Origin of the sequence: Pacificibacter maritimus (assembly GCF_003814915.1) — a bacterium.
Taxonomy (GTDB): domain Bacteria; phylum Pseudomonadota; class Alphaproteobacteria; order Rhodobacterales; family Rhodobacteraceae; genus Celeribacter; species Celeribacter maritimus.
Map to the genome: position 1 here is coordinate 811,634 of NZ_RKQK01000001.1, position 13,639 is coordinate 825,272.

Here is a 13,639-nt window from a genome sequence, read left to right on the forward strand (position 1 = left end):
CTGACTTTCCGTCTGTGCAAAAATATTTAGCAATCTGCGCGTTGAAGCACTCACGAAAAAGTCAAATTTCGCTCTTATTCTTGTGATCGATCAAGCACTTACAATTTCTTCAAAGCAGTCTAAATCAAATGGCAAGGCAGCAAACAAACTTGCATGACGCAAGCGAGACGCTGCTAGAACACATAAAATCGCGCCACTGGATGGCGTTTTGAAAGGACTATAAAATGTTTAACTCTACTGTAAAAACTCTCGTTGCTGCTGCTGTTCTTGTTGGTGCTGGTTCAACTGCATTCGCATCTGACCACATCTTTGCTGACGCAAACCAAGACCTGAAATCATATGTTTCTCTTGACCTTGTTCGTGCAACATCTGCTGGCACAGTTGACGTTTACGAATTGAACGCAGACGGCCGCGGCGAACTTTTGGGTTCTGCAGCTGTACACGCTGGTGCGAACACAGACGTTAAAGTTCAGTTGAAAAACAACATCAGCCAAGACGTTGTTGCTGTTTTGACAGCAAACGGCGCTGACGTTGCAATCGACCAAATCGAACGCAACTAAGTCGAATTAAGTTTCCTCCCTCCCGAAAGGCGGTCCATATGGGCCGCCTTTTTCTTTTGCGGGGGGTATGGTGGGTGATCAAAGACTTGCCTGAACATGCGCCTCATGGTTTACGGCGCATATGAGCAAGATAAGCAAACAACATTACGATACGATTATTTTGGGCGCAGGCGCTGCTGGACTGATGTGCGCAGGCTTTGCACAGGCCAAGGGCGGCACCGTATTGGTCATTGACCACGCCAAACGCGCTGGCGATAAAATTCGTATTTCTGGCGGGGGCCGCTGCAATTTCACCAATATCTATGCGGGGCCAAACAACTTTATCAGCGCCAATAAACATTTCGCCAAGTCGGCTTTGGCCCGATACACCCAGTGGGATTTCATCGAATTGGTGGCAAAACATCGTATTGCCTATCACGAAAAAACCCTTGGACAATTGTTTTGCGACGGCAAAGCCACGCAGATTATCGACATGTTACTGGCCGAGGCGGGCACGGCCGAGATCACGCTTGAAACCACTCTTGATGACATCAGTAAAACGGACAGCAAATTCAGCCTAATCTTATCGGGCAAAGCCGTTACAGCAGATAATATTGTTGTTGCTACAGGTGGAAAATCGATTCCCAAGATGGGCGCAACGGGCATCGGCTATCAAATAGCCAAGCAGTTTGATGTGCCCGTAACTGATATTCGCGCTGGATTGGTGCCTTTGACCTTTGGCCCACATGACCTTGAATGGATCACTCCACTGGCTGGCACTGCGCTTGATGGGCGTTTGACCGCAAATGACACCGCATTTGATGAAGCTTTGTTGTTTACGCACCGAGGCATTTCAGGCCCTGCGGTCTTGCAAGTGTCGAATTATTGGCATGAGGGCGATGAGGTGCAGGTCAATCTGATGCCCTCAACATCCATTTTTGACGCTCTGCGCGGCGAACGCCAATCAAACGGACGCCGCCAAATGGGCACAGCATTGGCCACGCTTTTTCCCAAAAAACTGGCCGTAACCTTAGCTGAAAAACTGCAACTCACGGGCAATCTGGCGGATCAATCTGACAAAGCGCTGCAAGAGCTTGCGGATAAATTGCATCGCTTCACCCTGAAACCGACGGGGTCCGAAGGCTATCGTACCGCTGAAGTGACCTTGGGCGGCGTGGATACCGATGCGCTGAGTTCCAAAACCATGCAAAGCAAATCCGTCAAAGGCCTGTATTTCATTGGCGAGGTTGTCGATGTGACAGGCTGGCTTGGCGGGTATAATTTTCAATGGGCATGGTCCTCTGCCGCCGCATGCGGGCGCGCCATCGCAGATCAGGCGCAATAGCCACTTTCCCTTGCAGGCTTGGGGCCCTAAACTGACAAAAAACAAGGACGCACCATGAAAATTGCCAGCTTTAACATCAATGGAATCAAAGCCCGCATCGATGCCCTAACCGATTGGTTAAAAGAGGCTGATGTGGATGTGGTGGTCTTGCAAGAAATCAAATCTGTTGATGAAAACTTTCCCCGCGCCCATTTCGAAGACATGGGTTATATCGTTGAAACCCATGGACAAAAGTCATTCAATGGCGTCGCTATCTTGTCAAAACTGCCGCTGGAAGATGTCACGCGCGGCCTGCCAAACGGCGCGGGCATGGGGCGTGATGGCGCGGATGACATTGAGGCGCGCTATATTGAAGCAACCGTCATGGGCAAAGACAAAGCCCTGCGCATTTGCGGGCTCTATCTGCCAAATGGCAACCCTGTTGATTTGAACGCAGATGGAACGCCTGTCGCGGGCTCAAAATACGATTTCAAACTGAAATGGATGCAACGCTTGCATGACCGCGCGGCTGAATTATTTGCACTGGAAGAACCGTTCTTGATGGCGGGCGATTTCAACCTGATTCCTCAAGCAGAGGATGCAAAACGCCCCGATGCTTGGCGTAAAGACGCGCTGTTTCGCCCTGAGAGCCGCGAAATGTTTCGCAAACTGATGGGTCAGGGCTTTACCGATGCCTTGCGGGTTAAAAACGCTGCGGATGAAACCTATACGTTTTGGGATTATCAAGCAGGTGCATTTGATCGCAATGATGGCATCCGCATTGACCATTTTTTACTGTGCCCGCAAGCTGCGGACCATTTGCAAGACTGCCAGATTGATGCCTATGCACGTGCAAAGGCCAAACCATCAGACCATGTACCGATTTGGGTTGATCTTGATCTGTAACCGATCACGCAGGTCATGCAGAGATGAAAAAACGGCGCGTCCTATCTGGATCGCGCCGTTTTTTAATAAAGTATGATCAAACTCAGTAGCGCTTTTTCTCATCTGCGCGGCCCTTGCCCAAGTGTTTGCGCAGGCGTGAGGGCACGGATTTGGTTTTGTTTTTATAAGGGTTCGCATCAGCTTGATCGCGGAACCACAACCGAATGGGTGTGCCAGGCATATCAAAATCGATCCGCAAGCCATTGATAAGATAGCGCTTATAGCTATCGTTCAATTTATCCGCATAAGAACACATCACCACAAAACCTGGTGGACGTGTTTTGGCTTGGGTCATGTAACGCAGACGAATGCGACGCCCACCTGGCGCGGGGGGCGGGTGCGCTTCGGTCATGGCTTTTAGCCAAGAATTCAAACGCGCCGTCGGTACGCGGCGGTTCCAAATTTCATGGGCTTTCAAAATGGCTTCTTGCAGCTTGTCCAAATTTTTGCCGGTTTTGGCAGAGACAGTCACAAGTTGCGCGCCTTTGAGCTGCGGCAATAAGCGTGCAAATTCTTCGCGCAAAAGCTTGGCTTTATTAGATTTATCGCCTTCTTCGTCCCATTTGTTGACCGCGATAACCACAGCGCGCCCTTCGCGTTCGGCCAAATCGGCAATGCGCAGGTCTTGCTGTTCAAACGGAATAGACACATCCAACAAAACAACCACAACTTCGGCGAATTTCACCGCGCGCAGACCGTCAGAGACAGATAGTTTTTCAAGCTTTTCCTGAACCTTGGCTTTTTTGCGCATCCCAGCCGTATCGAAGACACGCACAGGCGTGTCGTTCCAGTCCATCGTGACAGAAATACTGTCACGTGTGATACCAGCCTCGGGGCCAGTGAGCAGACGTTCTTCGCCAAGTAACTTATTGATAAGCGTAGATTTACCAGCGTTCGGGCGACCGACAACCGCGATCTGCAAAGGCTTTTCAAACGTAAATTCACGCGAGCCCCCCAAGGAATCGCCGTCTTCTTCGAAATCTTCATCTGTCAGGATAACATCTGTTTCAGGCGTATCACGCAGGGCGCGTTCTTCGAATTCTTCCGCAATAGGCACAAGCATATCGTAGAGATCAGACATGCCTTCGCCGTGCTCTGCAGACATACGCACGGGGTCGCCGAGACCAAGGGAATAGGCTTCAAGAAAACCAGATTCACCTGCGTGGCCTTCGGCTTTGTTGACCCCCAAGATCACACGCGCGGATTTACGGCGCAGGATGTCAGCAAAAACTTCATCCGCAGGTAAAATCCCTGTGCGACCATCGACCAAAAACAGACAGACATCCGCCATGCCAACAGCGCGTTCAGTCAAGGCCCGCATCCGCCCTTGCAGGCTTTCATCTGTGGCCTCTTCCAAGCCCGCAGTATCGATCACGGTAAAGGGCAAACCTTGCAATTTGGCTTCGCCTTCGCGCAGATCGCGGGTCACGCCTGGTTGGTCATCAACCAATGCCAAACGGCGCCCAACCAAACGGTTGAACAGGGTCGATTTGCCCACATTCGGGCGGCCAACGATTGCAAGTGTAAAACTCATGGGAGATCCCGCTTTTCATATCAAGTGGCCCCGATACACCCAAAGGGCGTTCGGGGTAAAGGGTAAAGCGCATTAACGGTGGTATAGGGCGCAGTTGGCCCTATTTCACAGCCGCCAAAGTGCCATTTTCAAGCAAAACATACATGACACCACCAACGACAATAGGATCAGAGGCAGCACCAGCAGGCAAAGCGATCTGAGTGCTCAAAGCGCCATTTGTCGGGGAAAACCCGCGCAAAATCTTATCGGATGAGGCGACCCAAAGTTTGCCACCCGCAGCCACAGGTCCGTAATGGGCGAATACATCTTTGCGTTTGCGGATTTTATCCGTGGTAAAATATGGCAATTGCTGACGCCAAATCACGGAACCATCTTGTGCAGACAAACGCACAAGTTGACCACGATCCGAGATCAAGAACACAGATCCACCAATCACCGACGCGGGGCTGTAAGCGCCTTCATCGGCTGTCCAGCGACGTGCGCCTGTTTCCATATCATAGGCCGCATAGCGCCCCGCTTGGTTGCCCATGTAGACCGTATTGCCAAGGATAACAGGGTCGGATGTGATGTCAGACACATTGGCATAAACCACGCCCGCACGTTGCCCCGCCAAGGAGGCTGACCACAATTGCGTGCCGCCTTTGCGGAACACGCCCAAGATGTCACCCGATGCGAATGGCACAACCGCCAAACGATCATTTACAGCAGGCGCCGCAGCGCCGACCCGTGACGCGGTTGTTTCAGAACCTGAAACCTGCCATTTCACCAGACCCGTCACCAAATCAATCGCCCAAAGCTGCGAATCGCCCCCAACCACATAGGCCAAACCTTTGTGGATCGTCAGACCAGAGGCCCCTGCCGCATCCAAGCGCTGACGCCATTTGACAGCGCCGCTGGTGAGATCAAAGGCCACGACTTCGCCATAGGCTGAGGCCGCCAAAAGTGTATCGCCAGAAAGTGCCAAAGAGCCGCTAGAGGCGTCGCCACGATTTTCTGTGCTCGGCGTCAAATCCGCAGACCAAATCAATCCGCCAGTAGAGGCAGAGACCACAGAGACTGTCGCGCCAGCATCATAGGTCGCGATCACGCCATTTCCTGCAACAGGTGCGGATGCAATACGCAGTTTGCGTGTGTTTCCTTTGCCGATCGGCGCGGTCCATGCAACCACAGGCGTACCTGCGGTGAAAGCATTGTGACCAGAGGCATGAGACGCGGATCCGCCCGCATGGGTCCAGCTGGCGCGTGACACCTGATTGCCCAGTGAAATGGCTGCAGATCGGTTGGCCTGTGCTGACTGCGTATCCGTGGCAGGCGCACCAGTGCGCGCGTCCAGACGCACGCCTTGTAAGATCACATTGTTCGGATCAGAACAGGCCGATAGGCCAATCGCCAATAAAAGTAGCCCTGTTTTACCAGCCTGAGCGATCATAGGAAGATCCTTCGTCCAAATTCAGTTTGCAAGCGCCACACTGGTGACCCTTTAAGCGTGTTCATGCAGCACAGGGGACTGCGATCAGCCCCCTCGCCGTTATTTCAAGCCCTATTGTGGGGCAGGATCGGCACCAAGGGCAACGATCATTTGCAAGCTTCGGCGGCGAAGCGCCTCGGTTGCTTCTACGTCTTGTGAGATAGCGCGCAGGCCGTTGACGGCCACTTGAATATCACCCAATTCGACCTGTGCTGTTGCGATCTGTTCTTCTGCCAGCAAGCGGTAAGGTGCGCCAGGTGACGCGATCCCTGCGAGCTGCGTGATACGATCTTCGGGTGAAATTTCACTTGCACCGATCATAGCCGTTTTTAAGATCGCCAAATCCCGAAATACAGCATCTAGGGTCGCATCAACTGTATAGGGCGCCAGCGCAGAAATCGCAGCCTTGGTATCGCCTGCGGCGTGCAATTCGCCTGCGCGGATCATATCGGCCACCAAACGTGCTGACCCCGTGATGCCAGCCTCTTGCAAGGCTGCGGCGCGTGCTTTTGCATCATCGCCGCCCGCACTCAGGGCTGCGGTAATCGCATCGCCATTCGCCTGAGCAGCACTGGCGGCTTTGGCTTTGGACCATTCATTATAGGATGCGCCACCGACGATGCCAATCACAGCGACAACACCGATCCAACCGTATTTGCGCAACAAGCCATAAAGCTTGTCGCGTTGCACTTCTTCGGTCACCTCATCGATGAAACTATCTGTATCGCTCACACTGGCCCCCAGCTTTGTCTTTCTCGTCGTGCGGCGTCAATTTGCCCACGTTTTGATTGTCTTGCGCACTCTCTTACCCTGAACCGCAAAGCATTGCCAAGGGCATGTCCCTTTAACCTTGCTTCTCGGTATCAATTTTCCGCACTGTAGATGTCTACTTCACGACGTGTATGTCGTAAAACGATACATCATAGGCCGCATTTTGTGCGCAATTGCGACTAGCAGATTGTGCAGTTTGTCGATTGAGGTCAATTGAAATCACCTTTGTCGGTCCTAACTCATCAAAACACGGGATTTGATCGTCTTAGGCTTGCCTATTTGAACGCTTGGTTCCATTCTGTCGGCAAGTTTATGCTTAGGGAATAGCGTTTGACGTTAAGCTGCATTTGTTTGTGGCTGAAACCCTAAATTATTTGTCAGCCTTGCTTTCCACAAAGTGGTGGAGACCACAGTTGGCTTGATCGAAACCATCGCTGGCCCGCGCCTGCAAAATATATACGGAAAACAATTCTCTCATGCGTATTATGTCCATCGTCATCGCTGTGCTTGTGAGCATCGGCTTGTATTTCTTTATTTTTGATCGAGATCAGCTGACTGGGAACCAAGTTTCCGAAACAGAAAGTGACGAAACGCCCGCCCCACCCGGATTGAGCGACACCAAAGAGGCAAAGCCGGTCTCAGTTGTGGCGATACATTCGGTCGCGCGCGAATTGGACAGCGCTGTGATCTTGCGCGGCGAAACCGAAGCGGCGCGTCAAGTAAAAGTCACGGCCCAGACGGGGGGCCAAGTGGTGTCAGACCCCTTGCGCAAAGGGGCATATGTGAAACAAGATCAACTGCTTTGCGAGCTTGATCCAGGCATACGCGCATCAACTTTGGCACAGGCGCGCGCTGCATTGGCAGAGGCCGAAGTGGGTTTGAAAAACGCGCAAAAACTATCAGAGGGTGGTTTTGCGGCAGAAACACGCGTGCTTTCCGCCGAAGCCGCATTAGAAAATGCCCGTGCAAGTGTTGCCCAAGCCCAAATCGATATCGACCGTTTGAAAATCACAGCACCTTTTGCAGGTCTTTTGGAAACTGACACAGCAGAATACGGCACATTGCTTCAAGCGGGATCTGAATGTGCGACGGTCATTCAACTTGACCCGATCAAACTGGTTGGATTTGCCCCAGAAGCCGAAGTCAACAAGATAGAAGTCGGGGCTTTGGCGGGGGCACGTTTGATTTCAGGCCAGACCGTTTCGGGGCGTGTGACGTTTTTGTCCCGCTCTTCCGATCCCGCCACGCGGACATTCCGCGTTGAAATGGAAGTGCCAAACACAGACTTTACCATTCGCGATGGTCAAACCGTCGAAATCGGCATTTCATCCGCAGGCCGTTTGGCGCATTTGGTGGCGCAATCTGCTTTGACGCTCAACAATGACGGCGTGATCGGCCTGCGTACGGTCAATGCTGACAATATTGTCGAATTCAACCCCATCGAAGTGATCCGCGATACGCAAGACGGCATTTGGGTCGCAGGTTTGCCCCAACAGGCTGATATCATCACAGTGGGCCATGAATATGTGCGCGAAGGTGTGATTGTAGATCCTCATTTTGAGGAGCAAACCCAATGACTGGAATAGTCGATTGGGCGGGAGAACGCGCCCGCATGATCATGGCCTTTATTATCCTAACCCTTGTGGTTGGGGGAGCAGCCTATGTGAATGTGCCCAAAGAAGGCGAACCCGATATCGAGATTCCCGCCTTGTTTGTATCGGTTCCCTTTCAAGGGATTTCAGCCGAAGACAGTGAACGTTTATTGGTCAAGCCGATGGAAACGGAATTGTCGGATCTCGACGGCTTAGATGTGATGTCGGGCACAGCCGCTGAAGGCTATGCGGGCATTGCGTTGCAATTTGAATTCGGCTGGGACAAATCCCAAGTCATGGCCGATGTGCGCGACCGCATGAGCCGTGTCGAGGGAAAATTTCCCGCAGGTGCTGACAACTATACGATCAACGAAATCAACTTTTCTGAATTTCCGATCCTTATCGTTAACCTGACAGGCGACGTGCCAGAACGTACTTTGGTGCAATATGCGCGCAGGCTGCAAGATCGCCTTGAAGGACTGGAACCTGTTCTAGAAGCGCAACTCACTGGCAACCGCGATGAGATGTTAGAGGTCTTGATAGACCCTCTGCGTCTTGAGGCCTATAACGTCACAGCCCAAGAATTGATCCAAGTGGTCACCAGCAACAACCAATTGGTCGCAGCGGGTGAAGTCAGCACCAACTCAGGCACCTTCGGCCTGAAAATCCCAGCATCCTTTGATGACCAAGGCGATGTGATGGAACTGCCTGTCAAGGTAAACGGCGACCGAGTGATCACCTTAGGCGATCTGGCCACGATCAATCTGACCTTTGAAGACCGCGAAGGCACCGCACGGTTTAACGGTGTCGACAGCGTTGCTTTACAAATCGTGAAACGCAAAGGCTTTCCGATTATTGACACTGTTGAATTGCTAAAATCCGAAGTGGATGCCGAAGTCAGCACATGGCCTGAGACCCTGCAAGAAGCCATTACTGTCGGCACGTCCAACGATCAATCGACCCAAGTGGCCTCAATGGTTAGCCAACTTGAAGGCTCGGTTTTGACGGCTGTGGCTTTGGTGATGATCGTGGTCCTCGCCTCGCTCGGCATCAGATCCGCCCTTTTGGTTGGCTTTGCAATTCCCACATCCTTTTTGCTGTGCTTCATTCTACTGAGCCTTTTGGGCATTACCATTTCCAATATCGTTATGTTCGGTTTGATTTTGGCCGTTGGCATGTTGGTCGATGGCGCCATTGTTGTTGTCGAATACGCAGATCGCAAAATGTCCGAAGGTGAAGGCCCGATGGCGGCCTTTGTTGAAGCTGCAAAACGCATGTTCTGGCCGATTGTGTCATCGACTGCGACAACACTTTGCGCGTTTTTGCCCCTGCTGTTCTGGCCTGGTGTTGCGGGACAATTTATGGGCATGTTGCCGATCACCATTATCTTTGTTCTGAGTGCGTCACTGATTGTCGCCTTGATTTACCTGCCCGTTATGGGCGGCGTTTCAGGGCGTATTTCGCGGCTGTTTGACAACAGCTCTGCGGTGCTCAAAGCCAACCTGCCATGGATTGTGCGTGCGGCACTTGTGGTGCCTTGCACATATTTGGTCTTTGTCGCGCTGCGCCAGCTGATGAATCCAAGCTATCTTTTTGGGGGCACAGCCCCTGATGGGCCAGCGGGTTTGATTCTTGGCGGCGTGTTATTTGTGATCGGCTCGTCCTTATCTGGGATCACTTTGGCGGCAGCGGGTCGCGACAAGTCAGAAACCAAGGTCAGCACAGGCTACAAACGCTCGCCCTTTGGCTGGTTTACTTACGCCATTGCAGGCAACCCTGTAATGCCGCTGGTGACCATCGCCCTCGTTATCGGCAGCGTGTTGACCATCTTCAATTTCTACGGAACCCATGGCAAGGGCGTTGAGTTTTTTCCAGCAGGAGAACCCGAGCAGGCTATTATTTACGTGCGCGCGCGGGGCAACCTGTCTTTGGCTGAAAAAGACGCACTGGTAAAACAAGTTGAAGACACAGTGCTGACCCAAGTCGGTGTCGACAACGCCTTTACATTTGCAGGGGCTGGCGGGCTGAACGCCAACACGGGTGGCGGCGAAGGCCCACGGGATACGATCGGGCAAATTCAAGTCGAATTGATCCCTTGGGATGATCGCCCAACCACCACCGAAGACGGCTTTTTGTTCTTTGAAAACACATTTGTATCCGAAGAATTTGATGGCAATTATGTCTTGGACCAACTGCAAGAGCGTATTGACCAAATTCCTGGTATCTATGGCGAAATCACCGAACTCACAGGCGGTCCGTCTTCTGCAAAACCTGTGCACCTGCGTTTGGCTGGTGATGATTTTGAGGCCCTAGATCAAGCCGTGACAGTGGTGCGCGACAAATATGAAGCCACCCAAGGTTTGGCGGATATCGAAGACACCCGTCCGCTTCCTGGCATTGATTGGCAAATTGATGTGGATATCGCCAAAGCGGGCCGTTACGGCGCAGATGTCGCGACCATTGGCGGGATGGTGCAGCTTGTGACCCGTGGGATCACCTTGGACACCATGCGCGTGCCAAGCTCGGATGAAGAAATTGATATCCGTGTCAGAATGCCCGAAAAAGACCGCGTGATGTCAACTTTGGACAGCCTAAAAGTGCGCACGCCAGAGGGTCTTGTGCCTTTGTCGAATTTCATCACGCGCAAACCCGTGCAAAAATTGGCACAGATCGACCGCATTGATCAAAAGCGCTATTTTGACGTCAAAGCAGGTGTGACCCCTGATTTAACAACCGCTGATGGCACCATCATCACCCCAACAGAACGCATAGAATTGCTGACAGCTTGGCTCACAGACGAGGCTGATTTGCCGCAAGGTGTGACGTGGGAATGGACAGGCGATGACGAAGAACAACGCGAAACAGGTGCGTTTCTTGGCAAGGCTTTTGCCGCAGCCCTCGCGCTGATGTTCATCATTTTGCTGGCTCAGTTCAATTCTTTCTACAACTCCATTTTGGTGCTTATGGCTGTTGTGATGTCCACCGCAGGGGTTCTGGTGGGGCTTTTGGTAATGGATATGACCTTTGGCTTCATCATGACAGGCGTGGGGATCGTTGCGCTGGCGGGGATTGTGGTGAACAACAACATCGTTTTGATCGACACCTTCCAAGACTATTCGCGGTTTATGCCGCGCATTGATGCCATCGTGCGCACCGCCGAAGATCGCATTCGCCCTGTTCTTTTGACCACCATCACCACAATGGCTGGCCTAACACCCATGATGTTTGGCCTGTCTTTGGATTTCGTTGATGGTGGATATTCGATCAACTCGCCGACTGCGGCTTTCTGGACAAACCTTGCCACGGCTGTGGTCTTTGGTCTGGGGATTTCCACAATCCTGACGCTGGTGTTCACCCCTGCTATGCTGGCGCTGCGGGTGTGGTTCTGGGTGATTATGCGCTATATCTTCAGCCGACTTGCCATTTTACTTGGGCGCGAAGGCCGTCGCGCGCAGGATTTCATTTTGGCAAAAGAGGCCAAGCGTACCCGCGATCCTGAATTCATCTGGGATGCAGTTTGGCCACCGCAGCAAGACACCCATAGCGAGGCAGATCCAGCGCCTGATGCACAGCGTGAGGATGACAGTGAGCCTGATCCAAAACCCAAAACGGTGAAGCCTCCGAAGTCGTCCAAATCGGGAAGTGCCAAAGCCGCAGAGTAAGCCGCAAGAAAACGCCCGCGTGTTGATCACGCGGGCCTTTGCTTTTTGTCGCCGAAGCTCAAGCGGTCTAGCGCGCGTCAACCGCCAACAATGCGTCACGCACAACGTCAAATCCAGCGCCCTCTTGATGCGCACCATCCGACAAAATACGCCGCCAGTTTCGCGCACCTGGCAGGCCAGCAAAGAGGCCAAGCATATGTTTGGTGATTTGCGACAGCTTTCCCCCTGCGGCGACATGCCGTTCGATATGATCTTGCATCGCCATAACCACTTCGACACGTGACAACGGCTGGCGTGTGTCGCCAAAGATCACCGCATCCGCATTGCCAAGAATGTCATAGGGCTGATGATAGGCCGCACGTCCCACCATGACGCCGTCCATATGCTGCAAGTGTTCTTTTACCGCCGCCTCAGTCGAGATCCCGCCATTGATGGAGAGATGCAGATCGGGAAAGGCCTGTTTCATGGCGTATACCAAAGGGTAATCCAATGGAGGGATATCACGGTTTTCTTTAGGGGACAGACCTTTCAGCCAAGCTTTACGGGCATGGATGGTCAAACGCGTCACACCCGCGTCTTGCATTTTTTGCAAAAACTGGGGCAAGACATCTTCGGGAATTTGGTCATCAACACCGATCCTGCATTTCACAGTCACCTCAACCGAAGATGCCGCACGCATAGCGCTGACACAATCGGCAACCAGATCAGGTTGAGTCATCAAAATCGCCCCGAAGGCACCAGATTGCACACGATCCGACGGGCACCCCACATTGAGGTTGACCTCATCATAGCCCTCATCGCAGCACATGCGCGTGGCCTCAGCCAATTCGGCGGCATCCGATCCGCCAAGCTGCACAGCAACGGGATGCTCTGCTGGGTAGAATTCCAACAAATGGCGCGCCCCACCCCGCACCAAAGCAGGCGCTGTCACCATTTCGGTATAAAGCAAACTGTGCTGCGACATCAGCCGATGAAAGACCCGACAGTGACGATCTGTCCATTGCATCATAGGCGCCACCGACAGGCGCGCGCTACGGATCACAGAGGTCATTTTATCACGCGATGTATCGGGCATAATGGGTCTCGTCGCTTTGTCTAGATCAGGCTGGTGTCACAAGATATATCCACCCTGCGCCCGTTGATCGAATGGCTTTGATGTGGCAAGATCGCGGATATAACCGCCTTACTGTGTCACTGTCAAATCAGCTTGCAAACTGTGGCGACTGACGGTCTGCGCGTTGGGAATATCATTGGCCAATGCGCGTGCGCGTGCGGCTTCAGGATCAAACCCGTAATGGACCCAGCGTGCAATCAGGCGCTTTTCCAACTCATCTTCGGGCACATTCAGCATCACGCTATAATCCCAAAGCTGTGCCAACTGATCCCAAGGCGCTTGGCCTAGCAACACATAATTCCCCTCAACAAACACCGTTTCAATTGACGCCGCAAGAACGCCGCCCTTGGGCACCACGCAATCATTGGCGCGATCAAATGTGGGAAAAGTGATGTCTTGGCCGCTGCGCATAGATGAAACGACATCTATAAACGATTTGACATCAAAGGTTTGAGGCGCGCCTTTAACGTGAAACAACCCAGCTTGTTTTAGGTCTTCATTGTCGCGGTGAAACCCATCCATCGGCACAACGCAAGACTTTGGACAGAGCTGCGCCAAGCTTTCGGCTAAAGTTGATTTTCCGCTGGCAGGTGCTCCCGCCACCGCAATAATCCTACGCCCCTTTGCGGGGCAGCCCGCTTGTATCTGTGCCAAAATTTCTTGTGGAGACATGCCAAATCCTATCCCTAT

At 52.5% G+C, this 13,639-nt stretch carries 10 protein-coding genes; 5 read left to right on the forward strand and 5 right to left on the reverse strand.

Annotated features, from left to right (window positions below):
• Positions 1 to 224 precede the first annotated feature (224 nt).
• The 3 genes from EDD53_RS03785 (at position 225) to xth (ending at position 2,769) form a co-directional block, all read left to right on the forward strand.
• Positions 225 to 560 (forward strand): hypothetical protein, encoded by a 336-nt coding sequence (locus EDD53_RS03785; protein WP_123791846.1) that lies wholly within the window; start codon positions 225 to 227, stop codon positions 558 to 560.
• Between the two features lie 121 nt (positions 561 to 681).
• Positions 682 to 1,884 carry a BaiN/RdsA family NAD(P)/FAD-dependent oxidoreductase gene (locus EDD53_RS03790; protein ID WP_123791847.1) on the forward strand — a complete coding sequence of 401 codons (1,203 nt, stop codon included), beginning with the start codon at positions 682 to 684 and terminating at the stop codon, positions 1,882 to 1,884.
• 54 nt (positions 1,885 to 1,938) lie between these two features.
• On the forward strand, positions 1,939 to 2,769 hold the full coding sequence (gene xth / locus EDD53_RS03795) for an exodeoxyribonuclease III (protein WP_123791848.1): 831 nt from the start codon (positions 1,939 to 1,941) through the stop codon (positions 2,767 to 2,769).
• Between the two features lie 82 nt (positions 2,770 to 2,851).
• Here the strand turns inward: xth and der are convergent, their stop codons facing one another.
• The 3 genes from der to EDD53_RS03810 all read right to left on the reverse strand — a co-directional run bounded on the left by der (position 2,852) and on the right by EDD53_RS03810 (position 6,542).
• The gene (gene der / locus EDD53_RS03800; RefSeq protein WP_123791849.1) at positions 2,852 to 4,342 is read right to left on the reverse strand and encodes a ribosome biogenesis GTPase Der; all 1,491 of its coding nucleotides are present in this window, start codon (positions 4,340 to 4,342) and stop codon (positions 2,852 to 2,854) included.
• Positions 4,343 to 4,442: 100 nt separating this feature from the next.
• Positions 4,443 to 5,771, reverse strand: a complete 1,329-nt coding sequence (locus tag EDD53_RS03805; RefSeq protein WP_123791850.1) for a PQQ-binding-like beta-propeller repeat protein — start codon at positions 5,769 to 5,771, stop codon at positions 4,443 to 4,445.
• Positions 5,772 to 5,882: 111 nt separating this feature from the next.
• On the reverse strand, positions 5,883 to 6,542 hold the full coding sequence (locus EDD53_RS03810) for a tetratricopeptide repeat protein (protein WP_246002186.1): 660 nt from the start codon (positions 6,540 to 6,542) through the stop codon (positions 5,883 to 5,885).
• Between the two features lie 515 nt (positions 6,543 to 7,057).
• Here EDD53_RS03810 and EDD53_RS03815 point away from each other — a divergent pair.
• Both EDD53_RS03815 and EDD53_RS03820 read left to right on the forward strand, forming a co-directional pair.
• Positions 7,058 to 8,158 carry an efflux RND transporter periplasmic adaptor subunit gene (locus tag EDD53_RS03815; RefSeq protein WP_123791852.1) on the forward strand — a complete coding sequence of 367 codons (1,101 nt, stop codon included), beginning with the start codon at positions 7,058 to 7,060 and terminating at the stop codon, positions 8,156 to 8,158.
• On the forward strand, positions 8,155 to 11,835 hold the full coding sequence (locus tag EDD53_RS03820) for an efflux RND transporter permease subunit (RefSeq protein WP_123791853.1): 3,681 nt from the start codon (positions 8,155 to 8,157) through the stop codon (positions 11,833 to 11,835). The genes EDD53_RS03815 and EDD53_RS03820 overlap by 4 nt, the downstream gene beginning before the upstream one ends.
• A gap of 67 nt (positions 11,836 to 11,902) precedes the next feature.
• Here the strand turns inward: EDD53_RS03820 and dusA are convergent, their stop codons facing one another.
• The gene (gene dusA / locus EDD53_RS03825) at positions 11,903 to 12,910 is read right to left on the reverse strand and encodes a tRNA dihydrouridine(20/20a) synthase DusA (protein WP_246002188.1); all 1,008 of its coding nucleotides are present in this window, start codon (positions 12,908 to 12,910) and stop codon (positions 11,903 to 11,905) included.
• Between the two features lie 108 nt (positions 12,911 to 13,018).
• Complete coding sequence (locus tag EDD53_RS03830; protein ID WP_123791854.1) at positions 13,019 to 13,621, reverse strand: nucleoside/nucleotide kinase family protein; 603 nt, start codon at positions 13,619 to 13,621, stop codon at positions 13,019 to 13,021.
• Positions 13,622 to 13,639: the final 18 nt, after the last annotated feature.

Excerpts from the sequence above, each read along its gene's own strand:
- EDD53_RS03805 (WP_123791850.1), bottom strand. The coding sequence starts at position 5,771 with ATGATCGCTCAGGCTGGTAAAACAGGGCTACTTTTATTGGCGATTGGC.
- EDD53_RS03815 (WP_123791852.1), top strand. The coding sequence starts at position 7,058 with ATGCGTATTATGTCCATCGTCATCGCTGTGCTTGTGAGCATCGGCTTG.
- der (WP_123791849.1), bottom strand. The coding sequence starts at position 4,342 with ATGAGTTTTACACTTGCAATCGTTGGCCGCCCGAATGTGGGCAAATCG.
- EDD53_RS03785 (WP_123791846.1), top strand. The coding sequence starts at position 225 with ATGTTTAACTCTACTGTAAAAACTCTCGTTGCTGCTGCTGTTCTTGTT.
- dusA (WP_246002188.1), bottom strand. The coding sequence starts at position 12,910 with ATGCCCGATACATCGCGTGATAAAATGACCTCTGTGATCCGTAGCGCG.
- xth (WP_123791848.1), top strand. The coding sequence starts at position 1,939 with ATGAAAATTGCCAGCTTTAACATCAATGGAATCAAAGCCCGCATCGAT.
- EDD53_RS03790 (WP_123791847.1), top strand. The coding sequence starts at position 682 with ATGAGCAAGATAAGCAAACAACATTACGATACGATTATTTTGGGCGCA.
- EDD53_RS03820 (WP_123791853.1), top strand. The coding sequence starts at position 8,155 with ATGACTGGAATAGTCGATTGGGCGGGAGAACGCGCCCGCATGATCATG.
- EDD53_RS03830 (WP_123791854.1), bottom strand. The coding sequence starts at position 13,621 with ATGTCTCCACAAGAAATTTTGGCACAGATACAAGCGGGCTGCCCCGCA.